24 protein-coding genes, 1 riboswitch and 1 other annotated feature are annotated in these 26,473 nt (G+C 62.4%); of the genes, 9 read left to right on the forward strand and 15 right to left on the reverse strand.

What is annotated here, in order from left to right; genetic code table 11:
- Positions 1-12: 12 nt before the first annotated feature.
- The 4 genes from NQ490_RS09660 to hisB form a co-directional block, all read right to left on the reverse strand.
- Positions 13-702 carry an HdeD family acid-resistance protein gene (locus NQ490_RS09660; RefSeq protein ID WP_007045558.1) on the reverse strand — a complete coding sequence of 230 codons (690 nt, stop codon included), beginning with the start codon at positions 700-702 and terminating at the stop codon, positions 13-15.
- A gap of 37 nt (positions 703-739) precedes the next feature.
- The gene (locus NQ490_RS09665) at positions 740-1,345 is read right to left on the reverse strand and encodes a cytidylate kinase-like family protein (RefSeq protein ID WP_007045559.1); all 606 of its coding nucleotides are present in this window, start codon (positions 1,343-1,345) and stop codon (positions 740-742) included.
- Between the two features lie 172 nt (positions 1,346-1,517).
- Positions 1,518-2,771, reverse strand: a complete 1,254-nt coding sequence (gene glyA / locus NQ490_RS09670; RefSeq protein WP_007045560.1) for a serine hydroxymethyltransferase — start codon at positions 2,769-2,771, stop codon at positions 1,518-1,520.
- Positions 2,772-2,820: 49 nt separating this feature from the next.
- Complete coding sequence (gene hisB, locus NQ490_RS09675) at positions 2,821-3,408, reverse strand: imidazoleglycerol-phosphate dehydratase HisB (RefSeq protein ID WP_007045561.1); 588 nt, start codon at positions 3,406-3,408, stop codon at positions 2,821-2,823.
- A 256-nt stretch (positions 3,409-3,664) separates the two neighbouring features.
- Here hisB and dnaK point away from each other — a divergent pair, with 256 nt between their 5' ends.
- The 3 genes from dnaK (at position 3,665) to NQ490_RS09690 (ending at position 6,616) form a co-directional block, all read left to right on the forward strand.
- Entirely contained in the window at positions 3,665-5,452 is a 1,788-nt protein-coding gene (dnaK, locus tag NQ490_RS09680) for a molecular chaperone DnaK (protein WP_007045562.1), read from the forward strand.
- 134 nt (positions 5,453-5,586) lie between these two features.
- On the forward strand, positions 5,587-6,291 hold the full coding sequence (locus tag NQ490_RS09685; RefSeq protein ID WP_007045563.1) for an AzlC family ABC transporter permease: 705 nt from the start codon (positions 5,587-5,589) through the stop codon (positions 6,289-6,291).
- The gene (locus NQ490_RS09690) at positions 6,278-6,616 is read left to right on the forward strand and encodes a branched-chain amino acid transporter permease (RefSeq protein WP_007045564.1); all 339 of its coding nucleotides are present in this window, start codon (positions 6,278-6,280) and stop codon (positions 6,614-6,616) included. The genes NQ490_RS09685 and NQ490_RS09690 overlap by 14 nt, the downstream gene beginning before the upstream one ends.
- 35 nt (positions 6,617-6,651) lie before the next feature.
- Here NQ490_RS09690 and NQ490_RS09695 read toward each other — a convergent pair whose 3' ends face one another.
- Positions 6,652-8,028 (reverse strand): citrate synthase, encoded by a 1,377-nt coding sequence (locus tag NQ490_RS09695; protein ID WP_007045565.1) that lies wholly within the window; start codon positions 8,026-8,028, stop codon positions 6,652-6,654.
- A gap of 321 nt (positions 8,029-8,349) precedes the next feature.
- On the opposite strand from NQ490_RS09695, the gene NQ490_RS09700 reads away from it, so the two are divergent.
- The 3 genes from NQ490_RS09700 (at position 8,350) to NQ490_RS09710 (ending at position 13,164) form a co-directional block, all read left to right on the forward strand.
- Positions 8,350-10,596: a hydratase gene (locus NQ490_RS09700; RefSeq protein WP_007045566.1), complete on the forward strand. Its 2,247-nt coding sequence runs from the start codon at positions 8,350-8,352 to the stop codon at positions 10,594-10,596.
- 134 nt (positions 10,597-10,730) lie between these two features.
- Entirely contained in the window at positions 10,731-11,876 is a 1,146-nt protein-coding gene (locus NQ490_RS09705; protein WP_147644631.1) for an AI-2E family transporter, read from the forward strand.
- Between the two features lie 76 nt (positions 11,877-11,952).
- On the forward strand, positions 11,953-13,164 hold the full coding sequence (locus NQ490_RS09710) for an AI-2E family transporter (protein ID WP_050764655.1): 1,212 nt from the start codon (positions 11,953-11,955) through the stop codon (positions 13,162-13,164).
- Positions 13,165-13,226: 62 nt separating this feature from the next.
- Here the strand turns inward: NQ490_RS09710 and NQ490_RS09715 are convergent, their stop codons facing one another.
- Together NQ490_RS09715 and NQ490_RS09720 are read right to left on the reverse strand one after the other, a co-directional pair.
- Positions 13,227-14,144, reverse strand: coding sequence for a SufB/SufD family protein (locus NQ490_RS09715; protein WP_007045569.1), 918 nt, complete (start codon positions 14,142-14,144; stop codon positions 13,227-13,229).
- Positions 14,144-14,884, reverse strand: a complete 741-nt coding sequence (locus NQ490_RS09720; protein WP_007045570.1) for an ABC transporter ATP-binding protein — start codon at positions 14,882-14,884, stop codon at positions 14,144-14,146. Before NQ490_RS09720 ends, NQ490_RS09715 begins: the two co-directional genes overlap by 1 nt.
- A gap of 195 nt (positions 14,885-15,079) precedes the next feature.
- Positions 15,080-15,353: a binding site (T-box leader), on the forward strand.
- 80 nt (positions 15,354-15,433) lie between these two features.
- Between NQ490_RS09720 and asnB the strand changes: the two genes are divergently transcribed.
- The 3 genes from asnB (at position 15,434) to NQ490_RS09735 (ending at position 19,415) form a co-directional block, all read left to right on the forward strand.
- Complete coding sequence (gene asnB, locus NQ490_RS09725; protein WP_040917368.1) at positions 15,434-17,014, forward strand: asparagine synthase B; 1,581 nt, start codon at positions 15,434-15,436, stop codon at positions 17,012-17,014.
- Positions 17,015-17,094: 80 nt separating this feature from the next.
- Positions 17,095-17,209: riboswitch (THF riboswitch) on the forward strand.
- A 100-nt stretch (positions 17,210-17,309) separates the two neighbouring features.
- Positions 17,310-17,900 carry a folate family ECF transporter S component gene (locus tag NQ490_RS09730; protein WP_007045574.1) on the forward strand — a complete coding sequence of 197 codons (591 nt, stop codon included), beginning with the start codon at positions 17,310-17,312 and terminating at the stop codon, positions 17,898-17,900.
- Between the two features lie 171 nt (positions 17,901-18,071).
- Positions 18,072-19,415 (forward strand): alanine/glycine:cation symporter family protein, encoded by a 1,344-nt coding sequence (locus NQ490_RS09735; protein WP_040917369.1) that lies wholly within the window; start codon positions 18,072-18,074, stop codon positions 19,413-19,415.
- 70 nt (positions 19,416-19,485) lie between these two features.
- On the opposite strand, the gene NQ490_RS09740 is transcribed toward NQ490_RS09735, so the two are convergent.
- From NQ490_RS09740 to NQ490_RS09775, 8 genes are all read right to left on the reverse strand, one after another.
- Complete coding sequence (locus NQ490_RS09740) at positions 19,486-20,430, reverse strand: hypothetical protein (RefSeq protein ID WP_007045576.1); 945 nt, start codon at positions 20,428-20,430, stop codon at positions 19,486-19,488.
- Positions 20,431-20,464: 34 nt separating this feature from the next.
- Positions 20,465-21,004 carry a hypothetical protein gene (locus NQ490_RS09745; RefSeq protein WP_007045577.1) on the reverse strand — a complete coding sequence of 180 codons (540 nt, stop codon included), beginning with the start codon at positions 21,002-21,004 and terminating at the stop codon, positions 20,465-20,467.
- A gap of 4 nt (positions 21,005-21,008) precedes the next feature.
- The gene (locus NQ490_RS09750; RefSeq protein WP_007045578.1) at positions 21,009-21,536 is read right to left on the reverse strand and encodes a hypothetical protein; all 528 of its coding nucleotides are present in this window, start codon (positions 21,534-21,536) and stop codon (positions 21,009-21,011) included.
- Positions 21,533-22,066: an RNA polymerase sigma factor gene (locus NQ490_RS09755; RefSeq protein ID WP_007045579.1), complete on the reverse strand. Its 534-nt coding sequence runs from the start codon at positions 22,064-22,066 to the stop codon at positions 21,533-21,535. The genes NQ490_RS09750 and NQ490_RS09755 overlap by 4 nt, the downstream gene beginning before the upstream one ends.
- Before the next feature lie 100 nt (positions 22,067-22,166).
- The gene (locus tag NQ490_RS09760; RefSeq protein WP_007045580.1) at positions 22,167-22,922 is read right to left on the reverse strand and encodes an exodeoxyribonuclease III; all 756 of its coding nucleotides are present in this window, start codon (positions 22,920-22,922) and stop codon (positions 22,167-22,169) included.
- 21 nt (positions 22,923-22,943) lie between these two features.
- Positions 22,944-24,299 carry an MATE family efflux transporter gene (locus NQ490_RS09765; protein ID WP_007045581.1) on the reverse strand — a complete coding sequence of 452 codons (1,356 nt, stop codon included), beginning with the start codon at positions 24,297-24,299 and terminating at the stop codon, positions 22,944-22,946.
- 95 nt (positions 24,300-24,394) lie between these two features.
- Positions 24,395-25,702 (reverse strand): ABC transporter permease, encoded by a 1,308-nt coding sequence (locus NQ490_RS09770; RefSeq protein ID WP_007045582.1) that lies wholly within the window; start codon positions 25,700-25,702, stop codon positions 24,395-24,397.
- Positions 25,689-26,381 carry an ABC transporter ATP-binding protein gene (locus NQ490_RS09775; RefSeq protein ID WP_040917880.1) on the reverse strand — a complete coding sequence of 231 codons (693 nt, stop codon included), beginning with the start codon at positions 26,379-26,381 and terminating at the stop codon, positions 25,689-25,691. Before NQ490_RS09775 ends, NQ490_RS09770 begins: the two co-directional genes overlap by 14 nt.
- Positions 26,382-26,473: the final 92 nt, after the last annotated feature.

Genomic DNA, 26,473 nt, shown 5'->3' on the forward strand with positions numbered 1-26,473 from the left:
CAAAAAATGGGCTTATTGGGATTGGTGGGTGTCGTCGGACACCTCGGTGCTCTCGGCATTGTAGACGACGCCGTCGTGGTCCCGGTTCAGGGCTTCGGCCTCCTCCTCGTCCAGCATCTGGCCCAGGGCGTCCAGGGCGGCGGTCTGGGCAGCGTCGGCCATCCGGTCCAGGGTGCGCAGCTCCATGGCCGTATAGACCACGCAGCTCAGGTTGACCACACCCTCGATGATGAGCAGCACGCCGCAGACCATCACCACGCTGACGGCCGCCCCGAAGGGATTGACCAGCAGCAGGACCCCCAGGGCGATGGACAGCACGCTGAACAGCAGCATCATCCACCACTTGTCGGCCCGGCGGCGGGCCAGCTCGATGGCGGTGCCGATGCGGCTGCATCCGTCGATGAGGATGAACAGCCCGAACACCACCGGCAGGAAGCTGGCCACCACCTGGGGCTGTGCCAGGGTGAAGAGGCCCAGCGCGGCGGTGATGACGCCGGCCACCAGGAAGAAGGGGGCGGCAAATCCGCTGCCCCGCAGGCGGGCGTACTGCACCAGGCAGACGATGCCGGTGATGAGCACCACGGCGCCGAAGGCATAGCAGATCCACAGCAGGCTGGTCTCGGGCATGACGAGCAGCAGCAGGCCGAGGGCTATGAAGGCAATGCTGAGGATCAGCATGCCGTTTTTGACGTAACGCAGCATAGACGTGCGCTCCTTCCGGTCAGGATTGGACGGACATTCAGGACTGGGCGGCCTCCATGGCCCGGGCGGCATCCACGATCAGATTAGCGCAGGTGTCCAGACCCAGGGCGGCGTTGAGGCACAGATCGTAGTTCTTGGCCTCGCCCCAGCGGTTTTCGGTGTAGTAGTTGTAGTAGCTGGCGCGGGCGCGGTCATGCTTGGCCAGCTGGACCTCCCACTGGCGGTCAGCCAGGTCCTTGGCGCCGGGGCGGTCCTTGGCCCGCTGGATACGGTCGTCCAGCGGCGCGTAGATGAAGACGCTCAGCACGTTGGGGCGCTCCCGCAGCACGTAGTCGCCGCAGCGGCCCAGAATGACGCAGGAACCTTCCGAGGCCAGCTCCTTGATGACGTTGCTCTGCAGGATGTAGACCTGGTCGGCCAGAGGCATGGTGTTGCCCATCATGTACAGACTGTAGATCAGGCTGCCGCTGCGCTGATTTTCGCTGGCGGCGATGGCCTCCTCCGTCAGGCCGCTCTTCTTGGCCGCCCGGGTGATGAGCTCCTTGTTGTACAGGGGAATGTTCATCTTCTCCGCCACGGCCTGGGCGATCTCGCTGCCGCCCGAAGCAAATTCACGGGCAATGGTAATGACAATCGGTTCCATACTCGGTACACCTCACATTCTGAAAAGTGCATTTTTGAATAAAAATGCATACTTACCTGTCTATAGTATACCCTGAATCCTGGCAAAACGCAAGCGGGAAACCGCCCCGCCGCGCCGCAAAAAAGCGCCCGCCCGGAAAGGGCGGACGCAGGAAAATTCTGGGAAACCGGTGTTATTCGTACAGCGGGAACCGGGCGGAAAGCTCGGCCACCCGGGCGGCGATGTCTTCCTTCTTGGCCTCGAAGTCAAAGATGCAGTCGGCGATGCAGTCGGCGATGATCTTCATCTCGGCGGGGCCCATGCCGCGGGTGGTCACGGCGGGGGTGCCCACGCGGACACCGCTGGTCACGAAGGGGCTGCGCTTCTCGCCGGGGACGGTGTTCTTGTTGGCGGTGATGTGCACCTCGTCCAGATTGTGCTCCAGCTCCTTGCCGGTGCAGTCCTCGTCGGTCAGATCGATGAGCAGCAGATGGTTGTCGGTGCCGCCGGAAACCAGCTTGACGCCCCGGGCGGTGAGTTCGTCGGCCAGGGCCGCCGCGTTCTCCACGATCTTGCGGGCGTACTCCCGGAAGGCGGGCTGCAGCGCCTCGCCGAAGCAGACGGCCTTGGCGGCGATGACATGCTCCAGCGGGCCGCCCTGGGTGCCGGGGAAGATGGCCGAGTTGATCCGCTTGATGAGATATTCGTTGTTGGTCAGGATCAGGCCGCCCCGGGGACCGCGCAGCGTCTTGTGGGTGGTGGTGGTCACCACGTCGGCGTAGGGCACGGGGTTCTGGTGCATGCCGCCCGCCACCAGACCGGCGATGTGGGCCATATCCACCATGAGCATGGCGCCGTAGCCGTGGGCGATCTCAGCCAGCTTTGCAAAGTCGATGGCACGGGGATAGGCCGACGCACCGGCCACCAGCAGCTTGGGCCGGACCTTGGCCACCTGCTTGGCCAGGGCGGCGTAGTCGATGCGGCCGTCCTCACCCACGCCGTAGGAGACGAAGTGGTAGTTCTTGCCGCTCATGTTCACGGGGGAACCGTGGGTCAGGTGACCGCCCTGGGACAGATCCATGCCCATGACGGTGTCGCCCACATCCAGCAGGGCAAAGTAGACGGCCAGGTTGGCCTGGGCGCCGGAATGGGGCTGCACGTTGGCGTACTTGGCGCCGAACAGCTTGCAGGCGCGGTCGATGGCGATCTGCTCCACCTCGTCCACGAACTGGCAGCCGCCGTAGTAGCGGTGACCGGGGTAGCCCTCGGCGTACTTGTTGGTCAGCACGCTGCCCATGGCGGCCATCACGGCCGGGGAGACGATGTTCTCGCTGGCGATGAGCTCGATGTTGGCCCGCTGACGGCCCAGCTCGCGCTGCATGGCGGCGCCCACCTCGGGGTCGGCGCTCTGTACAAAGCCGATGGTGTCGATCATGTCCTGATACATTTCCCTTTACCTCCCTGATTCTCTATGCTGTTAAATGTATATGCAGAGATCACAGCATGCCTTTGGTGGAAAGCACGCCTTCGATCCGGGCATCGGTGCGGGTGGCGGCGTCCAGGGCCTTGGCAAAGGCCTTGAACATCGCCTCCAGTTTGTGGTGGTCGTTCTCGCCGTAGAGCACCTTCAGGTGCAGGTTGATGGCCGCCGCATAGGAGATGGCGTAAAAGAATTCCCGGGCCATCTGGGTATCCATGCCGCCGCAGGCGGGGGTGGCAAACTGGGCGTCGTAGACGAAATAGGGCCGTCCGCCCAGATCCACCGCACAGAGGGCCAGCGTCTCGTCCATGGGCAAAAGGCAGCTGCCGTAGCGTACCAGCCCGGCCTTGTCGCCCAGGGCCTGGCGCAGGGCGGTGCCCAGGGCGATGCCGATATCCTCAATGGTGTGGTGGCAGTCCACCTCCAGGTCGCCGTGGCAGTCCACGGTCAGGTCGAACAGACCGTGGCGGGCAAAGCCGTCCAGCATGTGGTCAAAAAAGCCGATGCCGGTGTGAAGATCGGCCTTGCCGGTGCCGTCCAGATTCAGCGTCAGGGTGATCTGCGTTTCCCGCGTCGTGCGCGTTACCGTTGCTGTGCGTGCCATAGAGTGTGGCTCCTTTCCCGCCTGTGGGCTGCAATATACCTAAAACTATAGCACGGCCGGACCGAAGCGTCAACGCTTTAAAGCGCCGTTTGGGGGAAATGGCCGTTATATTTGTAAAATTTATTTACGAAATCGCAACACATTTTGTGCGTCTGCGCGCTACAATAAAAACAAATCAGGGATTTCCGCGCCGTTTCGCGCCCGACCGTGGAGGGGGCGGGCCCTGGCTGGTCTTTTTTGAAAGGACAACCGCACTATGGCAAAGATCATCGGAATTGATTTGGGAACGACCAACAGCTGTGCCGCCGTCATCGAGGGGGGCAAGCCGGTGGTTATTCCCAATGCCGAGGGCCAGCGCACCACACCGTCGGTGGTGGCGTTCACCAAAACGGGGGAACGGCTGGTGGGGGATGCCGCCAAACGGCAGGCCGTCACCAACGCCCCGCGGACCATCTGCAGCGTCAAGCGGCAGATGGGCAGTGAGACGCGTATCCCCATCGACGGCAAATGCTATGCCCCGCAGCAGATCAGCGCCCTGATCCTGCAGAAGATCAAGGCCGACGCCGAGAGCTATCTGGGGGAACCGGTGACCGAGGCGGTCATCACGGTGCCCGCCTATTTCAACGATGCCCAGCGCCAGGCCACCAAGGATGCCGGGCGCATCGCCGGGCTGAACGTGCGGCGGATCATCAACGAACCCACGGCGGCGGCGCTGGCCTACGGTCTGGACAACGGCCGCGCCCAGACCGTCATGGTCTACGATCTGGGCGGCGGTACCTTTGATGTGTCGCTGATCCAGATCGGGGACGGCATCGTGCAGGTGCTGGCCACCTGCGGCGACAACTATCTGGGCGGCGACGACTTCGACGCCCGCATCGTGGACTGGCTGGCGGAGAATTTCCGCGCCGAACACGGGACCGACCTGACTGCCGACCGGGTGGCCATGCAGCGTCTGCGGGAGGAGGCCGAAAAGGCCAAGAAGGAGCTGTCGGCGGCCACCCGCACCGAGATCAACCTGCCCTTCCTCACGGTGGGGCCGGAGGGACCGGTGCATCTGCAGGCCACGCTGACCCGGACCAAGTTCGAGGAACTCTGCGCCGATCTCATCGAGCGGACGGCGCTGCCGGTGCGCAACGCCCTGAGCGACGCCCATCTGACGGCCAGCGACCTGGATCAGGTGCTGCTGGTGGGCGGTTCCACCCGCATCCCGGCGGTGCAGGACAAGGTCCGCCGGATGGTGGGGCTGGAACCCTCCCGGACGCTCAACCCCGACGAATGCGTGGCCCTGGGGGCTGCCGTGCAGGCAGGACGGCTGGGCGGTGTGGCCCTGGCCGGTGCCGGGGAAGGGCTGCTGCTCATGGACGTGACGCCGCTGACCCTCTCCATCGAGACACTGGGCGGTGTGGCCACCCACCTGATCGAGCGCAACGCCACCATCCCCACCCGGTTCAGCAAGGTGTTCACCACGGCTGCGCCCTTCCAGTCCACCGTGGAGATCAAGGTGCTGCAGGGCGAGCGGGAATTTGCCAAGGACAACAAACTTCTGGGCACCTTCACCCTGCGGGGCATCAAACGGGCCTGGGCGGGGGTGCCCAAGATCGAGGTGACCTTTGACATCGACGCCAACGGCATCGTGAAGGTCAGTGCCAAGGATCTGGACACCGGCAAACAGCAGGGCATCACCATCACCGGCTCCTCCAACCTCAGTGAGGAGGAGATCCAGCGGGCCATGCGGGATGCAGCGGTTTTTGCGGGGCAGGACCAGGAGCGCAAGGCAGCGCTGGAAGCGCTGAATGCCGCCGAGGCGGCGATCTACCGGGTGAACACGGCCCTGGGCAGCAAGACCGGCAAGGCGCTGGACAAGGAGACGAAAAACAAGATCAAGGACGCCGAGCGCGCCCTGGAAAAAGTCACCCGCCACAAGAAGGCGGAAAAGCTCACCCCTGCGGATGTGCAGGCCATCAACACGGCGCGGGAAGCGCTGTTTGCGGTGGCAACACCGCTGGTCAATCAGTGGGAGAGCGAGCAGACACAACAGACCTGATCAATAGAGGGGGAGGCCCCGGCGGAAGTGACGCCCGAGCCTCCCTGTGGTGCAAGGCCCGGAACTCTTGTGGAGTTCCGGGCCTTTGTGCTATCATAAAAAACGAAAATCTGACCCAAAAAGAGGCGTAAGAAATGGGAAAAACGGCAAAGTATGCGTTTGTGCGGTCGCTGCCGGTGATGGCGGGGTATCTGGTACTGGGTCTGGGGTTTGGTGTGCTGCTGGAATCCAAGGGCTACGGCGTGGGCTGGGCGCTGGCCATGAGCACCCTGATCTATGCGGGCAGCATGCAGTATGTGGCGGTGGACCTGCTGGCAGGCGGCGCGTCGCTGATCGCGGCAGCCCTCATGACGGTGACCGTCAACGCGCGGCATCTGTTCTACGGCATCTCCATGGTGGAGCGCTACCGGGACGCAGGGCCGGCCAAACCCTACCTGATCTTTGCCCTCACCGACGAGACCTACTCCCTGGTCTGCAGCGGCGAGGTGCCGGACGGGGTGGACCGGAAGCGGTATTTCTTCCTGGTGTCGCTCTTCGACCATCTGTACTGGATCGCGGGCAGCGTGGCGGGGGCTCTGGTGGGCGCCGTGCTGCCCTTTGACAGCACCGGCATCGACTTCTCCATGACCGCGCTCTTCCTTGTGGTCATGACCGAACAGTGGCGCACCACGAAGGACCACCGTCCGGCGCTGGCGGGACTGGGGGTATCCCTGGTCTGCCTGCTGGTGTTCGGAGCGGAGGATTTCCTCATCCCGGCCATGATCGGCATCACCCTGGTGCTCACCCTGCTGCGCGGGGCACTGCAGGCGAAGGAGGAGACGGACGATGTTCGGGATTGATCTGCATTCCGCCGCCCTGGTGGCGGTCATCGCAGCGGTGACCATGCTGCTGCGCTTTCTGCCCTTTGCGGTGTTCGGCGGCGGGCGCCCCACGCCCCGGTATGTGGTCTACCTGGCCCGGGTGCTGCCCTGCGCCATCATGGCCATGCTGGTGGTCTACTGTCTGCGGGGCGCCGATCCTCTGGGGCCCACCCACGCCCTGCCGGAACTGCTGGCCGGGGCTGCCGTGGTGGGATTGCAGCTCTGGCGCAAGAATACCCTGCTCAGCATTGCCGCAGGCACGGCCCTCTACATGGTGCTGGTGCAGGGGGTGTTCACAGTATAAAAAAATGCCGCCCCGGCCGGGGCGGCATTTTTGGTTCAGGCGCGTTCTGCCAGTGTGATGTAGGGCTGAGGTTTGCCCACATACTTGTAGGCAGGGCGGATGATGCGGTTGGCAAACTCCACTTCCTCCACCCGGTGGGCACACCAGCCCGGCACACGGGCGATGGCAAACAGCGGCGTGTACAGATCCTCGCTGATGCCCAGCATACGGTAGATCAGACCGCTGAACAGGTCCACGTTGGCGCAGACCTTTTTGGGACCGTGCTTTTCCTCCGCAAAGACCTGGGGAGCCAGCCGCTCAATGCTGCACAGCATCTCGAATTCCTCGTCGTAGCCCTTGGCATAGGCCATGCGGCGGGCGTGATTCTTCAGGATCTGGGCGCGGGGGTCGCTGACGGTGTACACCGCGTGGCCCATGCCGTAGATCAGACCGCTGCCGTCGCCGGCTTCCTTGCGGATGATCTTGCGCAGGAATTCCCGCACCTCGCCATCGTCGGCGGGATTCTCCACATTTTCCAGAATGTAATCCAGCTGGTGCATGACCTTCAGGTTGGCGCCGCCGTGCTTGGGGCCTTTCAGGGCGCCGATGGCTGCCGAGATGGCCGCGTAGGTATCGGTGCCGGAGCTGGACAGCACGCGGCAGGTGAAGGTGGAGCAGTTGCCGCCGCCGTGGTCGGCGTGGACCATCAGGCAGAGGTCCAGCAGCCGGGCTTCCTCGTGGGTGAACTTCTGGTCGGCGCGGTAGGTGCTCAGGATGTGCTCAGCCGTGCTCTGGCCTTCGGTGGGCAGGTGGAAGTACATGCTGGACCGGTCGTACACCCGGCGCTTGATCTGGTAGGCGTTGACCATCATGGTGGGCAGCTCGGCGATGAGGTTGATGCTCTGCCGCAGGATGTTGGGCAGGCTGGAGTCCTCGGCGTGCTCATCGTAGCTGTACATGGCCAGCACGCTGCGGGCCATCTTGTTCATCAGGTTGGGGGAGGGCGAATTCAGGATCATGTCGTCCGCAAAGCCCCGGGGCAGTTCCCGGTGGTGTTCCAGCAGCTTGCAGAACTTGGCGTGCTGCTCCTTGTTGGGCAGTGAGCCGAAGAGCAGCAGCCACACCACTTCCTCAAAGAGGAACCGGTCGTGGTTGTCGGCCTCGGCGGCCAGGGTATCGATGTCGATGCCGCGGTAGACAAGGCGTCCCGGAATGGGCACAATGGTCCCGTCCGGCGTCCGGTCGTAGCCGATTACGCTGGATACGTTGGTGATGCCGGCCAGCACGCCGGTACCATCCAGGTTGCGCAGGCCGCGCTTGACGCCCATCTGGTCGGCCAGCTTGGGGTCCAGGTGCGCGTTGTGCTCCAGATACTCATGGCAAAGCAGTTCCAGTTCATCCGGCTCCAGGGCCGGTACGTCCGGGTAATACATCGGCAAGCCCCTCTTTCTTTCCCTGTATATTGTATATTTATTCGCGCATCCTGCGCGGTTCATGCAACACTCCCGCGCGGGGTGAATACTTTCATTCTAATATGCTCCCTGCTTTTCGTCAAGAAAAACTTAAAATTCTGTCAGAATAACCAAGCGGACACTTTATTTTATTAAGCTGATGGTCGCTTTACCCGGCTTTGCATAAAAAACCGCGTTGACAACCCCGACCAAAGCGGGTATAGTGTAAGAAGAGTATAGATAATCGGGCAGCGTGTCCAAGCGCTGCTGTGTCTGAAATCGGAAACGGAGGGAACATCCACGATGAAACTGCACCCCCAGGGCGTGTATCTTGTGAACGGTGTGCTGCAGGACAGCGCCCCTGCCGGCGTCACCGAAGCCGACGCGCGCCGCGGCACCATTGCGCACTCCATTCTGGAAGCGCACAACACCAGCGGCGATATGGCCAACCTGCGCATGAAGTTTGACTCGATGACCAGCCACGACATCACCTATGTGGGCATCATCCAGACGGCCCGGGCCTCCGGCATGGAGAAATTTCCGCTGCCCTATGTCATGACCAACTGCCACAACAGTCTGTGCGCCGTGGGCGGCACCATCAACGAGGACGACCATCAGTTTGCCCTGTCTGCCGCCCACAAATACGGCGGCATCTATGTGCCGCCGAATATGGCGGTCATCCACAGCTACAACCGGGAGATGATGTCGGGCTGCGGTCGGATGATCCTGGGTTCCGACTCCCACACCCGCTACGGCGCCCTGGGCACCATGGCGGTGGGCGAGGGCGGCGGCGAGCTGGCCAAGCAGCTGGTGGGCCGCACCTATGATATGGCCTACCCCGGCGTGGTGGCTATCTACCTCACCGGCAAGCCCAACCCCGGCGTGGGTCCCCATGACGTGGCGCTGGCACTGGTGGGCGCCACCTACGCCAACGGCTATGTGAAGAACAAGGTCATGGAGTTCATCGGCCCCGGCGTGGCCAACCTGTCGGCGGACTACCGCAACGGCATCGACGTCATGACCACCGAGACCACCTGCTGGTCCTCCATCTGGCAGACCGACGAAGTCACCGAGCAGTATTTCCTGCAGCACAGCCGTCCCGAAGCCTACCAGGAACTGAAACCCGCCGATGTGGCCTACTACGACGGCTGCATCGAGCTGGATCTGTCCACCGTGGAGTGCATGATCGCGCTGCCCATGCATCCCAGCTATGCCTATCCCATCCGGGAACTGAAAGCCAACGCCAAGGAAATTCTGGCGGCGGCCCAGGAGCAGGCCAACAAGCAGCTGGGCGGCAAGGTCACCATGGACCTGGTCAGCAAGATCCAGCCCGACGGCCGCATCTATGTGGAGCAGGGCGTGGTGGCCGGCTGCTCCGGCGGTACCTATGAAAATATCTGTGCGGTGGCCGACATCCTCCGCGGGCAGAACTGCGGCAACGGCGCCTTCAAGTTCAGCGTCTACCCCGACAGTATGCCCACCTACCTGGAACTGGTCAAGAACGGTGCGGTGGCCGACATTGTCAGCGCGGGCGGCATCTTCCGGGAGTGCTTCTGCGGCCCCTGCTTCGGCGCCGGCGACACCCCGGCCAACGGGGAGTTCTCCATCCGCCACACCACCCGCAACTTCCCCAACCGGGAAGGCTCCAAGCCCGGCGAGGGCCAGATCAGCGCGGTGGCCCTCATGGACGCCCGGTCCATTGCGGCCACGGCGGCCAACGGCGGCTACCTGACCGCCGCCAGCGAGGTCTGCGACACCGAGTACACCGCCCCCGAATACCACTTCGATCAGGGCGTCTACGACAAGCGGGTCTACAACGGCTGGGGCCATCCCGAACCGGACTACGCCCTGAAGTTCGGCCCCAACATCAAGGACTGGCCCGAGCAGCCCGCCCTGAGTGACGACCTGTTGGTAAAGATCGTCAGCTACATCACCGACCCCGTCACCACCACCGACGAGCTCATCCCCTCCGGTGAGACTTCCTCCTTCCGGTCCAACCCGCTGCGTCTGGCGGAGTTCACCCTCTCCCGCAAGGACCCGGCCTATGTGCCGGGCGCCAAGGCCGTCCATGCCCTGGATGAGGCCCGCCGCGCCGGCAACCTGCCCGAGGAAGTGGCCAAGGTCTACGCCGAACTGGCCAAGCTGGGCTACACCCCCGATGCCAAGGCCACCAACATCGGTTCGGCCATCTTTGCCAACAAGCCCGGCGACGGTTCCGCCCGGGAACAGGCGGCCAGCTGCCAGCGGGTGCTGGGCGGCGCGGCCAACTTCGCCTGCGAGTACGCCACCAAGCGGTACCGCTCCAACTGCATCAACTGGGGCATGCTGCCCTTCCTGCTGGATACCCCCAACGTGCTGGACAACGGCGACTACGTCTACCTGCCCGGCGTGCGCAAAGCGCTGCTGGAAGCGGCGGACGAGCTGGAGGCCGTGGCGGTTAAGCCGGACGGCGGCATGGTGAAGTTCACTGTGCGGCTGGGGGCCATGACCGATGCCGAGCGCCAGATCCTGGCGGACGGCTGCCTCATCAACTACTACAAGCATCATTGAGTTACCGGCCCGCGCCGCAAGGCGCGGGCCGTTTTTTGTAAATTTCTGGTTTGCCGCGCCGCTTCGGTGGCATATTCTAATGGTATATGCTATAATGGCCTTCAAACAGAACGAACCCAGGGAGGAAACTTCTCTTGAAACATTGGTTGGAACGAATGCCCCGGACCTCCGGCGATTTTCTGCGCCTGGCGCTGGGCGTGGCGGTGATCTTCGGCATCGTGTGGCAGCTGCCGGCCATTGCAGGCGGCGTGCAGAAATTCATGGACATCCTGAGCCCCTTTGCCTGGGGCATCGTGCTGGCCTACGTGCTGGACATCCCCGCCCGCTTTTTTGCCGAAAAACTCTTCGGCGGCAAGCGGGGCTTTGCGGTGGTGCTCAGCTACCTGCTGCTGTTCAGTGTGGTGGGATTGCTGCTCTCCCTGGTGGTGCCCCAGCTGGCGGAGAGTATCAGCTCCTTCGTGGGACGCCTGAGCACCTACGAGAAGGACATTCAGAACGCCCTGGACTGGGTGCGGCAGACCTTCGGCATCGACACCGAGACCCTGGAAGGGTATGTGGGGGAGCTGACCCGGGAACTGCAGAACTGGTTCAAGTCGGTGTCGGGCCAGGCGGCCCAGGCGGCGGCTGACGCGGCAGCCGGGGTGGCCGGCGCTGCCATGGATGCCTTCGTGACGCTGGCGGTGAGCATCTACCTGCTGGGCAGCAAGGACCTGCTGCTGCGCGCCGTGCGTACCTGCCTGCGGGCGGCCCTGCCGCCCCGCCAAGCGGGAAGCCTCTTCTCGGTGTGCACCATGGCCAACCGCACCTTCAGCGGGTATATCGGCGGCCAGCTGGTGGACGCCCTGCTGGTGGGGGTGGAGACCTTTGTGCTCATGTCGCTGTTCCGGCTGGACTACGCGCCCCTCATCGCGGTGCTGGTGGGGGTGACCAACATCATCCCGGTGCTGGGCCCCTTTATCGGAGCGGTGCCCGGCGCCGTCATCCTGCTGCTGGAATCCCCGCTGCAGGCGGTGGAATTTGTCCTCATCATCCTGGTGGTGCAGCAGATCGACGGCAACTTCATCGCGCCGCGGATCATCGGCGGGGCCACCGGCCTGCCGGGGCTGGGGGTATTGCTGGCCATCATCGTGGGCGGCAGTCTCTTCGGCATCCCCGGCATGGTCATTGGTGTGCCCACTCTGGCGGTCATCGTGACCCTGCTCAAGGAAGCGGTGGGGGCGGGCCTGCAGGCCCGGGGCATCGACGAGGACGGAAATCCTCTGCCCGACACAAAAAATTAACAAGTGGCCCCTTGTGTCTCCGTCCGGCGAACGGTACAATAGGAGGGAAGACGTTGAAAAAGGGGAAAATCACACCTTGAACACCAAGCATTTCTGGGATAAAAAACCCGATACCATACTGGAATGGACCACACTGATCTTTGCCAGCATTGCCTTTTATCTGTTTTTGAGCAACCTGGGCTATTTCGTGGGCGGCTTCCGCGAACTGCTGCGGATCCTGTCTCCCTTTGCGGGCGGCGTGGTCATCGCTTTTGTGCTCAACCCCATGGCCATGTGGTTCCACCGGGTGCTGCTGAAGCAGGATCCCCGCCTGCGGTGGGTGGCCATCCTGCTGTCCTACATTGTGGCGGCGCTGCTGCTGGCACTGCTGGCCTGGCTGGTGGTGCCGCAGATCATCTCCAGCATCGCCATCCTCTTCAACAGCCTGCCCGGCTATTTTGAGGGACTGCAGAACACCCTGCTCTACCTGCAGGATCACTACGGCCTGCAGATGCAGAACGTGCTGCGCATCCTGGACGATTCCGAAGCCATGATGCGGGAACTGTACAATGTGGCCGTCGCGGCCATGCCCCAGATCGTCACCACCATCGGCAGCGTGGCCTCCAACTTTGTGGCGGTCTTCACGGCGGTGGCTTCCAGCGTCTATATGCTCTCCGGCAAGGATAAGCTCATCCACCAGATCAAGACGCTGGTCCACGCCTTCCTGCCGGAATCGGTGGCCAGCAACACCCTGCGCATCTGCCACTATGCCAACGAAAACTTCACCGGTTTCTTTGTGGGCAAGATCATCGACTCCGCCATCATCGGCGTGCTGACCTTCGTGCTCATGTCCATCCTGCGGCTGGACTTCGCCCTGCTGGTCAGCGTCTTTGTGGGCATCACCAACATCATCCCGGTGTTCGGCCCCTTCATCGGCGCTATCCCCAGCATCTTCATCCTGCTGCTGGTGGATCCCGTCCAGGCGCTGATCTTCGCGGTGCTTATCCTCTTCATCCAGCAGCTGGACGGCAACTTCATCGGCCCCAAGATCCTGGGCCAGTCCATCGGCATCTCCTCGCTGTGGGTGCTCTTCTCCATCGTGGTGGGCGGCGACCTCTTCGGTCTCGTAGGCATGGTCGTCGGCGTGCCGCTGTTCGCCACCCTCTACGGGCTGCTCCATGAGGTGGTGGTCTATCTGCTGGACCGCCGGGGCATCGACGCCGAGGGCCGCCACCGGGACGGCACACCCCAGCCCCAACCCGATGAGACAGCGGAACCGGAAAGCCGGGACCCCGCCACCATCTCCTGAATCCCATAAACAAAAGAACCCCCGCCGCGATGCCGCGGCGGGGGTTCTCTGCGTAAGATTCCTTATTTCAGGAAGCCGTTGACGATCTGGTCCTCGGCTTCTTTTTCGGTCAGACCCAGGGTCATGAGCTTGATGAGCTGCTCCCCGGCGATCTTGCCGATGGCAGCCTCGTGGATGAGGCTGGCGTCCACGCTGTTGGCGGTCAGGGCCGGGCTGGCGATGACCGAAGCATGGTCCATGATGATGGCGTCGCACTCGGAGTGGCCCGCGCAGGCGCAGTTGCCGTTGATGTGGCTGATGAATTCCTGCTTGCTCTCGTCCTTGGCTACGCTGCGGGAGACGATGTTGGCCGAGCAGCCCTCGCCGTTCAGGTCCACGTTGAAGTCGGTGACGGCATGCTGGTCGCCGGTGGTCATGATCTTCTCCTTCACCACCAGGCTGGCGCCCTCGGCCAGGTCGCCGCCGGTCTTGCGGATGGTGTCGTCCACGCCGGCGATCTGGGTGGTCTCCATCTCCATCTCGGCGCCCTCGGCCAGATGCACGATGGTGGTGGGGTTCATGATCTGCTTGCCGCGGCCGTCGCCCTCGCCGTAGTGCTTTTCCACATAGCGCAGCTTGGCGTTCTTGGCCAGCCAGAAGGTGTGGATGCCGTCGTGCTCGGCGTTGCCGCCGCCGCAGTTGTGGATGCCGCACCCGGCGATGATGGTCACGTCGGCGCCCTCACCGATGTGGAAGTCGTTGTATACCAGGTCCTTCAGGCCGGTCTGGCTCAGGATCACCGGAATGTGCACGCTCTCGTTCTTGGTGAACGGGCGGATGTAGATGTCGATGCCCGGTTTGTCGGTCTTGGTGACGATGTCGATGTTGGCGGTGGTGTTGCGCCCCGCCAGCTGACCGTTGGCCCGGATATTGTACGCGCCCACCGGCAGGCTGTCCAGTTCGGCGACTTCTTTCAGAAGATTCTTTTCAATGGCGTCCATCAGCCGCGCACCCCCTCTACTTTATCGGTCAGAACGCTGCAGGCCGGGCTGGAGGCGTCGGCGCTGCCCAGCAGAGCGGGCAGGATCTCGGCGCGGGGGCCTTCTTTCTGGATCTGGCCGTCCTTGATGACGACGATCTTGTCGGCAATGTTCAGGATTCGCTCCTGATGGCTGATGATGAGGATGCTGCCGCGGGTCTGCTCGTACATCTTCTCAAAGACGCGGATCAGGTTCTGGAAGCTCCACAGGTCGATGCCCGCTTCCGGTTCGTCGAAGATGGACAGCTTGGTGCCCCGGGCCAGCACCATGGCGATCTCGATGCGCTTGAGCTCGCCGCCCGAAAGGCTGTCGTTGAGCTCGCGGTCGATGTAGTCCCGGGCGCAGAGTCCCACCTCGCTGAGGTAGTTGCAGGCCTCGGTGACGCTGGTATTCTTGCCGGCGGCCAGGCTCAGCAGATCCTTGACCTGCAGGCCCTTGAACCGCACCGGCTGCTGGAAGGCATAGCTCATGCCCAGATTGGCGCGCTCGGTGATGGACATATGGGTGATGTCCACGCCGTCCAGCAGGATCTGGCCGCTGGTGGGCTGGTAGATGCCCGCGATGACCTTGGCCAGGGTGGATTTGCCGCCGCCGTTGGGGCCGGTGATGGCCACAAAACGCTCCTGTACGGTAAGAGAGACATCGTGCAGGATTTCTTTATTGTCGTCGGTTTCGTAGCCGACGTTACGCAGTTCTAGCATGGTAAAGAAGCTCCTTTGTTGGGGGTTAGGGATAGTGCAAGTATTGCCGTATCCTACCGAAATAATACTATACCATGAACAGGGGCAAAGTACAAGGGGAATCTCTATAAAAATGGTAGATTTTAGCAAAAAATCTCTGCCTGGACCCGAAAAAAATCTTGACAGAGCGGGGGCAATGGTGCTATGCTTTAGCTGTTAAAAGCGTTGATCGGGAAAAGTACCGCCCAACATCTGCACAGAGAGCCCGGCATCAGGCTGCGAGCCGGGACAGGGACGGGGCGGGAAAGAACACCCGGGAGCTGCAACCTGAACCCCGTTGAAAAGCGGGCAGTAGGGGCGCCGCAGGCCGCGCGTTACAGCGGCAGCGTTTCAAAGGTGAACGTGTACGGAAAAGTGACCGTACGCCGGTTATTCCGGCTGCGGTAAGATAGGTGGCACCGCGGGTTCAAGACAGCAACTCGTCCTATACAAAGGGCGAGCGGGCTGTCTTTTTTTATTTGGAGCCGCTCGGGGAAACACGGTTGTAAGAAAGTAAGGAGTGTCATCAAAATGTGCTGTATCATGGGCTATGCCGGGCATGATCTGCCCAAGGAAACTTTCACCGAGTATCTTCTGCGCACCACCTCCCGCGGGCCGGATGACCAGCGGGTCTGCGAGACCGAGTTCGGTCTTTTGGGCTTCGGGCGTCTGGCCATCATGGGTCTGACGCCGGAGGGCATGCAGCCCTTCTTCCGCGGGGCGGACTGCGTGGCCTGCAACGGCGAGCTGTACGGCTTCCGCCCTGTGAAAAAGGAGCTGGAAGCGGAGGGCTACACCTTCCAGTCGGATTCCGACTGTGAGATCATCCTGCCGCTCTACTACAAGTACGGTCTGGATATGTTCAAGCATCTGGACGCCGAGTTCGCCATGATCCTCTACGACAGCCGCAAGAAGCTGCTCATCGCGGCGCGGGATCCCATCGGCATCCGCCCGCTCTTCTACGGCTACAGCGAGTCGGGCTGCATCGCCTTCGCCTCGGAGGCGAAGAACCTTATCGGGCTGTGCAAAAAGGTCTATCCTTTCCCCATCGGCAGCTACTACTGCAACGGCCAGTTCGTGCGGTACTGCGACATCGCCGATACCCCGGCCTACTCCCACGACGAGATGCCGGAAATCCTCACAAACATCCGGGAAAAGCTGGTGGCCGGCGTGGACAAACGCCTGGACGCCGACACCCCCGTGGGCTTCCTGCTCTCCGGCGGCCTGGATTCCAGCCTGGTCTGCGCCATCGCGGCCAAGAAGCTGGGCAAACCCATCCGCACCTTTGCCATCGGCATGAGCGAGGACGCCATCGACCTGAAATACGCCAAGCAGGTGGCGGATTATCTCCACAGCGACCACACCGAAGTCATCATCAACAAGCAGATCGTGCTGGATGCCCTGGAGGAAGTCATCGCCATGCTGGGTACCTGGGACATCACCACCATCCGTGCCTCGGTGGGCATGTATCTGGTCTGCAAGTATATCCATGAGCACACCGACATCCGGGTGCTGCTCACCGGCGAGATCTCCGATGAGCTGTTCGGCTACAAATACACCGACTTCGCCCCCAGCGCCGCCGCCTTCCAGGCCGAGAGCCAGAAGCGCATCCGGGAGCTGTATATGTACGATGTGCTGCGCGCCGACCGTTCCATCAGCGTGAACAGTCTGGAGGCCCGGGTGCCCTTCGGCGACCTGGATTTCGTGAAATACGTCATGGCCATCGACCCGGCGAAGAAGCTGAACACCTACGGCAAGGGCAAGTACCTGCTGCGCAAGGCCTTCGAGGGCGACTGGCTGCCCGACGAGATCCTCTGGCGTGAGAAGGCGGCTTTCAGCGACGCGGTGGGCCATTCCATGGTGGACGACCTGAAGGAGTACGCCGAGGAAAAGTACACCGACCGGGAGTTTGCCGAGCGGGCAGGGAAGTACGCCTATGCCCGGCCCTTCACCAAGGAGAGCCTGCTCTACCGGGAGATCTTCGAGAAATATTACCCCGGCCAGGCCGAGATGATCGTGGATTACTGGATGCCCAACAAGGCATGGCCGGGCTGCGACGTCAACGACCCCAGCGCCCGGGTGCTCTCCAACTACGGCGCCAGCGGGCAATGATGTGCCTGTATTCGTAAATTTTCGCCAAAAGGGGTTGCATTCTTACCCGGAGCAGCCTATAATGGCGTTGGTAAATCCATTGCAGAGTAGGGATCCGCGCGTGGGGCAGTGGCCCCGAAGTGCCTGACCGACGGGGAGTTGTGGCAGGACGAAGTGACCGGAAGGTCCGCGGTGCGCATCCCGCATCCCGCTGCTGCATGACGGTGCGCAACGGCGGGTGTGGTACAGTGTGTCCACGCCCGCCTTTTTGCCTCCTCCTTTGTGCAGCAATGCACAATCGAGGAGGTATTGTTGTATGCAGAACCAATCGCTGTCCGTCTTTTCCGCCGCCTACTGGCACACCGCCCGGGCCGAGCTCCGCAACGTGCGGGTGCTGGCTTTCGCCGGGCTGGTCTGCGCCATGGCCGTTGTGCTGGAGAGTTTCCCCATCTTCCTGATGGGGCCCAGCCTCAAGATCTATTTCAGCTTTCTGGCCGTGTCGCTGGGCTGCATGTGCTACGGCCCCCTGGTGGGCATGATGGCCGGCGCGGTCATCGACACGGTGGGCTTTCTGATCTCCAGCTTCGGGGAACCCTATTTCCCCGGGTTTCTCCTTACCGCCATTTTGTCGGGGTTGCTCTACGGGCTGGTGCTCTACCGCCGCAAACCCACGGTGTGGCGGATCATCCTGCTGCGGCTCATCATCAACTACGGCAGCAACGTGCTGCTGGGCAGCGTCTGGAAGGCCATGCTCTACGGCAAAGGTTATCTCTACTATGCCACCACCGGTCTTGTGAAAAACACCCTGCTGCTGCCCCTGGAAGTGTTCCTCACCTGGGTGGTGCTCAGCGCGGCCGTCCGCTACGGTCTGGACCGCAAATATATCCACGGCGTCACCGTGCGCTGACCGCCTGCCGTCCGGAATCTCCCCTCCGGGCGGCATTTTGTTTTCTTAAAACTGTACGCCATACAAATACACTTGACTTTATCCAAAAAGCATAGTATAGTTACTACATTGTCTGCCGCGCGGCCGGCAGGGGAAATGTATGGATTGTTAAGAAAGTATAGGGGGAAGATCATGGAACTGTTTACTGCGCTGGTCGAACAGGCCAGCAGTTTTTTGTGGGATTATCTTTTGCTGTTTCTGCTGGTGGGCACCGGCATCTTTTTCACCATCCGGCTGCGGGGCGTACAGCTCCGCCGCTTCGGCGAGGGGTTCCGCCGGGTCTTCGGCGGCTTCACCCTGCGGGGCAAAAAGGCCGGCCATGACGGCATGAGCTCCTTCCAGGCGCTGACCACCGCCATTGCGGCCCAGGTGGGCACCGGCAATATTACCGGCTGCGCCACCGCCGTGGTCAGCGGCGGCCCCGGCGCCCTGTTCTGGGTGTGGGTGTCGGCCTTCTTCGGTATGGCCACCATCTACGCCGAGGCCGTCCTGGCCCAGCACTACAAGACGGTGGAGAACGGCCGGGTCACCGGCGGTCCGGCCTACTACATCCGGGCGGCCTTCAAAGGCCGGTTCGGCCGGGTGCTGGCGGGCATCTTCTCGGTGCTCATCATCCTGGCCCTGGGCTTCATGGGCAACATGGTACAGTCCAACTCCATCGGCGATGCCTTCGCCAACGCTTTCGGCCTCAACCGGCTGCTGGTGGGCGTCATCGTGGCGGCCATCGCGGCCTTCATCTTCCTGGGCGGTGTGCAGCGCATCGCCTCCGTCACCGAGAAGATCGTCCCCGTCATGGCGGCCTTCTACATCCTGGGCTGTCTGGTCATCCTGGTCATGAACGCCAGGGCCCTGCCTAACACCTTCGCCCAGATCTTTGTGCTGGCCTTTGATCCCCAGGCCATGGCCGGCGGTGTGGCCGGTGTTACGGTCCAGCAGGCCATGCGGTTCGGCGTGGCCCGCGGCCTCTTCTCCAACGAGGCGGGCCTGGGCTCCACGCCCCACGCCCACGCGCTGGCCAAGGTCAAGCAGCCCCAGGACCAGGGGGCAGTGGCCATCCTGGGCGTCTTCATCGACACCTTTGTGGTACTTACCCTCACCGGTCTGGTGCTGATCTCCTCCGGCCTCGTGCCCCAGGGCCTCACCGGTACCGCCCTGACCCAGGCGGCCTTCAGCCAGTCCTTCGGTGCCTTCGGCCCTATCTTCATCGCCATCTGCATGTTCTTCTTCGCCTTCTCCACCATCATCGGCTGGTATTTCTTCGGCCACACCAACTTCAAGGCCCTCTTCGGAGAAAAGGCCCTGCCCCTCTACAGCCTCATCGTGGTGGTCTTCATCCTGATCGGCTCCACCCTCAAGGTGGATCTGGTCTGGGCCATGGCCGACTTCTTCAACGGCCTCATGGCCATCCCCAACCTGCTGGCGCTGCTGGCGCTGTCCGGTGTGGTGGCTGCCATCGACCGCGGCCAGAAAAAGTAACGTCTCCCCAAAAACGGCAAGCGCCCCGCATCCGGATGTCCGGTGCGGGGCGCTTGTCTTGTTGAAAAAATCAGGCTGCCGTCTCAGGGGTGGCGGCCGGTGCTGCCGGTGCGGCAGGGAAGAGCGCCTGGAAGCGCTTCTCCACTTCCTGGTTGAGGTAGTCTTCCCCGGGATAGTTGCCGTCGTTCTCGCTGGCAAACTCGTCGATGATCTGCTCCCGCAGTTCCGCCTTGGCGGCGCTGTCCCGCTCCGCCTTGGTGTCGTAGCGGGTGCCGTCGTACTCGTAGTAGGACACAACACGCTGAGCCAGCTGTTCATCGGTCAGGCCGTTGGCAAAGCTGGCGAGAAAATCCAGGGAGTATCCGCTGCCGGTGCCGCTGTTGCCGGTGGAGCTGGTGAAGCTGTAGTCGTCGGCACGTACGCCGCCCTGCTCGCTGAGTTCGGTGATGCGGCGGCAGTCGGCGGCAAAAGCCGCGGCGTCGGCATAACCGTTTTCCGGCAGTTCCACATAGACAGTCACCGTATCGCCATCCTGCAGTGTGTATTCCCCACTCTCGGTGTGGTTAAAGTCCACATAGATCTGCAGATTGCGGATCCTGGCTTTCAGATCGGTGTCGGCGTTGAGCGCCTGGTAGAACTGGCTCTGCAGCTGGGACTGGTAGCGGCTCTGGCTGTAGTCCCGCTGAGGGTTGTAGAGGTTCCACACCACCGGCACCAGGGAAGAACATCCCACGACCACCAGGATAAAGCCGCAGCCCAGCAGACTGAGCCAGTCAAACTTGACCTGGATGGCGGGATTGGCAGAGTAGACCAGTACCTCGATGCCCAGAAGAATGAGCAGCACCGGGGAAAACCGCACAATGCTCAACAGATCAAAGTGGGGCACGAACTGCTGCACCAGCAGCAGGACGCCGGCCAGGATCAGCAGCAGGGCAAAGGCGATGCGGCCCACCCGGCGTACCTTTTTGGGGGCTGGGGCAGTCTGGGAAGCCGAAGCAGTCTTGTTTTCGTCCATTTTGTTTACCTCTTGCTATTTTATACGGATTGTATTACTGCGGAAGATCGTCGTGGGGGTAGGGGGGCAGATCGCTGCCCTCCCGGCGCTGGGGATGAAGCCCCAACAGCCAGATACCCGCGGCGATGAGGAGCAGTGCGATAATCATCGTGGGGATGGAACTGATATAGTAGTAGGCGTTATCGATGTTGAGCAGGGTCAGCAGGTCATAGAGCATGGGCTCGATGAGGATGCTGTAGAGCGACCAGGCGCCCAGGGCCACCAGACCCCAGCCTAGCAGCCGGTTGTGGCGGGGGATCAGCAGCTTCACATCGTTCCAGTTGCCCAGCAGCAACAGCTCGTCGGGCTTGGGATCCCCGGCGGCCAGATGACGAATCAGGTCGTAGGTGTCGAAGAAGCTGTACATCCAGACGATAAAACAGGTGATGGCCAGGGGGCTGGCCAGGGCGCCGAGGATGAAGCAGGCGCAGAACAGCGTGATCAGCGAAAGTCCGCGCTGCATATAGCCGTAGTACATCTGCCCGGCGCCGGGAATGCAGGCAAAGATAAAGGTAAGCAAGGCGTTCTTTTTCATGGTATCAATCTCCCTTGGCGGACGTGTCGCCGTCCTCATGGTGTTGCAGCTGGGCCAGACCGTTCTCGGCGGCCAGCGTAAAGTTGCTGAAAGTGTCGTCCAGACTGTCGTAGAAACCGCTGACGGTGGTGTCCAGCCACTGGCCGAAACTCGCCCGGGGCTGCTGGGGTTCCACCGTGCGTTCGGCCATCCGCCGGGAAGCGCCCAGGGAGGCAAAGCCCCACAGCACAAAGGCCAGCACCACAGCCGCCGCGGCGGACACATACCGGTTGGTCATGATCCGGAACCGGCGCAGCCGCATCAGGTTCTGCACCTGGGGGATCAGATCCCGCATGGGTTCCTGCAGGCAGGCGGGAGCGGCGTCGATGAGGTCGGTGTAGCGCAGCAGACACAGATCGCAGAAGCTCAGATGTTCGGCGGCTTCCAGGGCGCCCAGGTCATCCAGCGTACCGTCTTTCAGGGCGTACAGACCGTCGTCGGTCAGATGTCCTTCCTGGTCAAAGAGTTTTTCATTGTCAAAATACAGGCTCATTCCTTCAGCCTCCTCTCATGAATCTGCTGGCGCAGCAGCAGTTTGGCACGCCACAGCTGGCTGCTCACCGTCGCGGGGGGACGGCCCACCAGCGCGGCGATCTGGGCAGTGTCCCGGTGTTCCAGAAAATAGAGCACCGCCACCCGCCCGTAGGGTTCACGCAGATTGCGGACCAGCGCTTCCAGTTCCTCGGCCCCGGCGCGGTCGGCCAGCTGTTCGGCCGGGTCGGCGGCGTCCCCTTGGGGCGCGCCCCGCGGTTCGGGCAGAGCGTCGTCCCCCGGCGCTTCCACCCGGCGCACCCAGGCGCTTTTCAGGTGGTCCTTGCACTTGTTGGCCGCCACCCGCACCAGCCACGCCTTGTAGTATTGCGGTTCGCACCGGTCAATGGCGGAAAATGCCGCTACAAAGGTGTCCTGGGTCAGGTCCTCGGCGGTGTGGGGGTCGTGGACGAACTGCAGACAGACCGTATAGATCAGCCGCTGGTATTGCTGCATCAAGCCGGTGAATTCTTCGTTGGTCAGACCCCACACCTCCTTTGCGTTCTCTTTCTATTCAATAAGACGATTCCCCCGCGTCGGATTTTGCAACGCGGGGGAATTTTTTTGAAAAAAATTTTGGTTGAAGCAAACCTTACAGGTCCAGTTCCAGTGTCACCGGACAGTGGTCGCTGCCCAGAATGTCCATCAGGATGTCGGCCTTCCGGATCTGGGGGGCCAGCCGGTTGCTGACGAGGAAATAGTCGATGCGCCATCCGGCGTTGCGCTCCCGGGCACGGAACCGCATGCTCCACCAGCTGTAGATGCCGGTGGCATCGGGGTGCAGATGGCGGAAGGTGTCGGTGAAACCGGCGGCCAGCAGCTCGTCCAGCTTGCCCCGCTCCTGGTCGCTGAAGCCCGCGGCGCCGCGGTTGGGGCCGGGGTTCTTCAGATCGATCTCGGTGTGGGCCACGTTCAGGTCGCCGCAGAGGATCACCGGCTTTTGGGCGTCCAGTGCCTGCAGATAACGGCGCAGGTCGTCCTCCCACTGCATGCGGTAGTCGATGCGGGCCAGCTCATTCTGGGAGTTGGGCACATAGAGGTTCACCAGATAAAAGTCGGGATATTCCAGCGTGATGGCCCGGCCTTCGTGGTTGTGCAGGTCCTCCTCCAGGCCGTACCGCACCGACAGCGCCGGGGTCCTGGCCCAGATGGCGGTGCCGGAATAGCCCTTCTTGTCGGCGCTGTAGATGTATTCGGTGTAGCCCTCCGGGGCAAAATCGGCCTGGCCGGGCTGCATCTTGGTCTCCTGGATGCAGAAGAAATCGGCGTCCAGGGTGCGGAAGGTCTCCTCAAAGCCCTTTTTCAGGCAGGCCCGCAGGCCGTTGACGTTCCAGCTTACGAATTTCATAGAGGTCCTCCTTTGTGGGGATCAGGCAGGGGTTTTGACGGCGTGTTTTTTCCAGGCGCCGCTGGCAAAACGGATGACGAAGCAGAGCAGCCGGCAGACCCAGTCGATGATCATGGCCCACCAGACGCCCAGGGCGCCCCAGCCCAGCTGGACGCAGAGGATCTGGCTGAAGCCCAGCCGCCAGACGAGCATCGAGATGACCGACACCATCATGGTGAACCGCACGTCGTTGGCGGCGCGCAGGGCGTTGGGCAGCACGAAAGCCAGCGGCCAGAGCAGGATGCCCATACCGCAGTGGATCCAGATCAGCTGGGCGGAGAGTTTGGCGGTCTCGGGGGAGAGGGTATACAGGCTGAGCAGCGGGTTGAGCAGCGCCAGGACGGTGGCGTTGGTCAGGCCCTGGGCGATGTAGTCCCACCGCATGAGTTTTTTGGTGTAACGGACGGCCTGGTCAAAGTCCTGGGCGCCCACGCAGCGGCCCACCACGGTGATCATGGCCAGGCACATGGCGTTGCCGATGATGCAGCCCACGTTGTCCAGGTTGTTGGCCACGGCGTTGGCCGAGATGTGGACGGTGCCGAAGAGGGAGATCATGCTGACCACCAGAACGCGGCCCAGCTGGAAGAGGCTGTTCTCGCAGGCTGAGGGAATTCCGATGGCCAGGATGCTTTTGACGGTGCCGCCCTCCAGATGGGTGACGCTGCGGGCGGTGAGGCGGAGCTGGTAGTCGTGGCGGGAGGCCAGGGACAGGATGATGACGGCGCCCACCGCACGGGAAACCAGGGTGGGGACGGCCACACCGGCTACGCCCATTTTCAGCACGTAAACGCAGAGGGCGTTGCCGCAGAAGTTGATGATGTTGACGATGACCGACACCTTCATGGAGACAGCGCTGTTGCCGGTGGAGCGGAAGATGGCCGCACCGGCGTTGTACAGGGCCAGGAAGGGGAAGGAGAGCGCTGTGATGGTGAAGTAGATGAGGGCGGCGTGCATGACGTCGTCGGTGATGGAGCCGAAGAAAAGGCGCAGCAGGAGGGTGCGGGCCACCAGACAGAAGGCGGCGATGGCGCACCCCAGAATGGCGCTGAGGGTGACCAGCTGCCCGGCGCTGCGGGCGGCTGCCCCCTCCTTGCGGGCGCCCAGGTACTGGCTGGTGACGACGGCGCCGCCGGTAGCCAGGGCGCCGAAGACGGTGATGATGAGCTGGTTGATCATGTCCACCAGCGAAACACCGGAGATGGCGGCCTCCCCGGCGGAGGAGACCATCATGGTATCGGCCATGCCCACCAGGACCTCCAGGGCCTGCTCGATGATGAGGGGCCACAGCAGGGTGATGAGCTGGCGGTTGGTAAAAATCGGTTTGTTTTGTTGCTGCATGGCAGCAAATCCCTTCTCTCTATAACTTTCCCGCAGATGAGTATAACACAAAAAAGAACCCCGTGCAATGCACGGGGCAGAGGCGCCCGGAGAGCTTATTCGTAGCGCAGGGCGTCGATGGGGTTGAGCTGGGCGGCCTTGTTGGCGGGGTAGTACCCGAAGAAGACGCCGATGGCCATGCTGAAGCCCACCGCAATGAGGATGGAAGCGATGCTGGGCTTGGCGGCCATGCCCACCACGCTGCTGAGCAGCGCGCCCAGGCCGATGCCCAGGGCCACGCCGATGATGCCGCCGATCATGCAGAGGATGACGCTCTCGGTGATGAACTGCATGCGGATGGCGGAGCCGGGGGCGCCCAGCGCCTTGCGGGTGCCGATCTCCCGGGTACGCTCGGTGACCGAGACCATCATGATGTTCATGACGCCGATGCCGCCCACCAGCAGCGAGATGGCGGCGATGGCCGAGATGCCCAGGGACAGGGTATCCAGCATTTCGGTCATGGATTCCACCAGGCTGGAGATGCTGCTGGCGCTGACGGTCCAGGTGTCATTGTAGGTGTAGTAGCTGGCAAAGAAGCTGCCCACCGTGTCCACAAAGCTGGTCACATCCACGCCGGAGGCGGCCACCACGGTGATGCTCTGGTAGCCGGGATCGGCGTCGGTGATGGATTTGGCAACATCCAGCGGCAGATAGATGTTGGTCTGGATCTGGTCGTCGTCGGTGACACCGAACATGCTGGCGTAGACGTTCTCGGTGTATTCGTAGACGCCCATTATATAAAAGGTATACAGATTCTTGTTGATGGTCAGCGTGAAGGACTTGCCGATGGCGTCCAGATTGCTGCCGCCGATGGCCTGTTCCACAAACTTCTCGGAGACTACCGCCACCTTGCGGCCGGCGTCCTTGGTGTCGTCCAGCCAGCGCCCCGCCAGGATGGGGGTATCGTCCTCCATGGCCTGGAGTTCGGCGGCGTTGGCGCCCGACACCGAAGCGCTGATGGTAGTGGTGGGGTCGCCGTATTTTTCAATGGTACCGGTGCCCACCTCCTGGGTCAGCTCGATGCGGCTGACCTCGGTGGGGAAGGCGGCGGTGAAGTCCGCCAGCATGTCGTCGGTAATCAGGTCGTCGGCGGACGGGGTGGAGTCCATGAACCGCCGCAGCGTTACCCCTGCCGCGGTGCCGGAGGTGTCGTCGGAGTCCTTCTGGGTCAGGCTGACCGTGATGTTGCTCACGCCCATGCCGGACATGGAATCGGTGACGGTGCCGGTCATGCTGTTGCCCACCGTGACGATGGCGATGACCGCTGCGATGCCGATGATGATGCCCAGCATGGTCAGCAGGCTGCGCATCTTGTTGCTGCGCACACTGGCCAGTGCCATGGAGATATTCTCAAAGAGCTGCACGTTCGCCGGACCCCTTTCGTTCTCCCACGATCAGACCGTCGCGCAGCGTCAGCACCCGCTGGCATTCCTCGGCCAACTGGGGGTTGTGGGTGATCAGCACGATGGTCTTGTGGTATTTTTCGTGCATCTCATGGAACAGGTCCATGACGATGCGGCTGGTCTGGCTGTCCAGGGCGCCGGTAGGCTCGTCGGCCAGGATCAGCGCCGGTTCGTTCACCATGGCCCGGGCGATGGCCACACGCTGTTTCTGGCCGCCGGACAGCTCGTTGGGCTGGTGTTTCATCCGTTCGGCCATCCCCACCCGGGTCAGCCATTCCTTGGCCCGGCGGGTACGCTCCCCCGCGGGAACGCCCGCATAGAGCATGGGCAGCTCCACGTTTTTCAGAGCGCTCTGCCGGCCGATGAGGTTGTAGGTCTGGAACACAAAGCCGATCTTGCGGTTGCGGATGGCCGCCAGTTCGTTGTCCGCCGCGTTGTGAATGTCCACCCCGTCCAGGGTGTACTGGCCGCTGGTGGGTTTATCCAGCACGCCGATGATGTTCATCAGGGTGGACTTGCCGGAACCCGACTCGCCCACGATGGCCACGAACTCGCCGGGGTAGACCTGCAGGCTGATGCCGTGGAGGATCTCCAGCTCGTTGGGCTTGCCGATGTAGTAGCTCTTGTGGATGTCGTGCATCTCGATGAGCGGCCGGGGGGCCTCCCCCGGGGCGTCGGGCAGATGCAGCTTGCGGGAGGCCTCGGGCGTTTCATCCAGCAGTTTGCTGGCGA

Origin of the sequence: Subdoligranulum variabile (assembly GCF_025152575.1) — a bacterium.
Taxonomy (GTDB): Bacteria; Bacillota; Clostridia; order Oscillospirales; family Ruminococcaceae; genus Gemmiger; species Gemmiger variabilis.

Excerpts from the sequence above, each read along its gene's own strand:
- NQ490_RS09660 (WP_007045558.1), bottom strand. The coding sequence starts at position 702 with ATGCTGCGTTACGTCAAAAACGGCATGCTGATCCTCAGCATTGCCTTC.
- NQ490_RS09665 (WP_007045559.1), bottom strand. The coding sequence starts at position 1,345 with ATGGAACCGATTGTCATTACCATTGCCCGTGAATTTGCTTCGGGCGGC.
- glyA (WP_007045560.1), bottom strand. The coding sequence starts at position 2,771 with ATGTATCAGGACATGATCGACACCATCGGCTTTGTACAGAGCGCCGAC.
- hisB (WP_007045561.1), bottom strand. The coding sequence starts at position 3,408 with ATGGCACGCACAGCAACGGTAACGCGCACGACGCGGGAAACGCAGATC.
- dnaK (WP_007045562.1), top strand. The coding sequence starts at position 3,665 with ATGGCAAAGATCATCGGAATTGATTTGGGAACGACCAACAGCTGTGCC.
- NQ490_RS09685 (WP_007045563.1), top strand. The coding sequence starts at position 5,587 with ATGGGAAAAACGGCAAAGTATGCGTTTGTGCGGTCGCTGCCGGTGATG.
- NQ490_RS09690 (WP_007045564.1), top strand. The coding sequence starts at position 6,278 with ATGTTCGGGATTGATCTGCATTCCGCCGCCCTGGTGGCGGTCATCGCA.
- NQ490_RS09695 (WP_007045565.1), bottom strand. The coding sequence starts at position 8,028 with ATGTATTACCCGGACGTACCGGCCCTGGAGCCGGATGAACTGGAACTG.
- NQ490_RS09700 (WP_007045566.1), top strand. The coding sequence starts at position 8,350 with ATGAAACTGCACCCCCAGGGCGTGTATCTTGTGAACGGTGTGCTGCAG.
- NQ490_RS09715 (WP_007045569.1), bottom strand. The coding sequence starts at position 14,144 with ATGGACGCCATTGAAAAGAATCTTCTGAAAGAAGTCGCCGAACTGGAC.
- NQ490_RS09720 (WP_007045570.1), bottom strand. The coding sequence starts at position 14,884 with ATGCTAGAACTGCGTAACGTCGGCTACGAAACCGACGACAATAAAGAA.
- asnB (WP_040917368.1), top strand. The coding sequence starts at position 15,434 with ATGTGCTGTATCATGGGCTATGCCGGGCATGATCTGCCCAAGGAAACT.
- NQ490_RS09730 (WP_007045574.1), top strand. The coding sequence starts at position 17,310 with ATGCAGAACCAATCGCTGTCCGTCTTTTCCGCCGCCTACTGGCACACC.
- NQ490_RS09735 (WP_040917369.1), top strand. The coding sequence starts at position 18,072 with ATGGAACTGTTTACTGCGCTGGTCGAACAGGCCAGCAGTTTTTTGTGG.
- NQ490_RS09740 (WP_007045576.1), bottom strand. The coding sequence starts at position 20,430 with ATGGACGAAAACAAGACTGCTTCGGCTTCCCAGACTGCCCCAGCCCCC.
- NQ490_RS09745 (WP_007045577.1), bottom strand. The coding sequence starts at position 21,004 with ATGAAAAAGAACGCCTTGCTTACCTTTATCTTTGCCTGCATTCCCGGC.
- NQ490_RS09750 (WP_007045578.1), bottom strand. The coding sequence starts at position 21,536 with ATGAGCCTGTATTTTGACAATGAAAAACTCTTTGACCAGGAAGGACAT.
- NQ490_RS09760 (WP_007045580.1), bottom strand. The coding sequence starts at position 22,922 with ATGAAATTCGTAAGCTGGAACGTCAACGGCCTGCGGGCCTGCCTGAAA.
- NQ490_RS09765 (WP_007045581.1), bottom strand. The coding sequence starts at position 24,299 with ATGCAGCAACAAAACAAACCGATTTTTACCAACCGCCAGCTCATCACC.
- NQ490_RS09775 (WP_040917880.1), bottom strand. The coding sequence starts at position 26,381 with ATGCACGACATCCACAAGAGCTACTACATCGGCAAGCCCAACGAGCTG.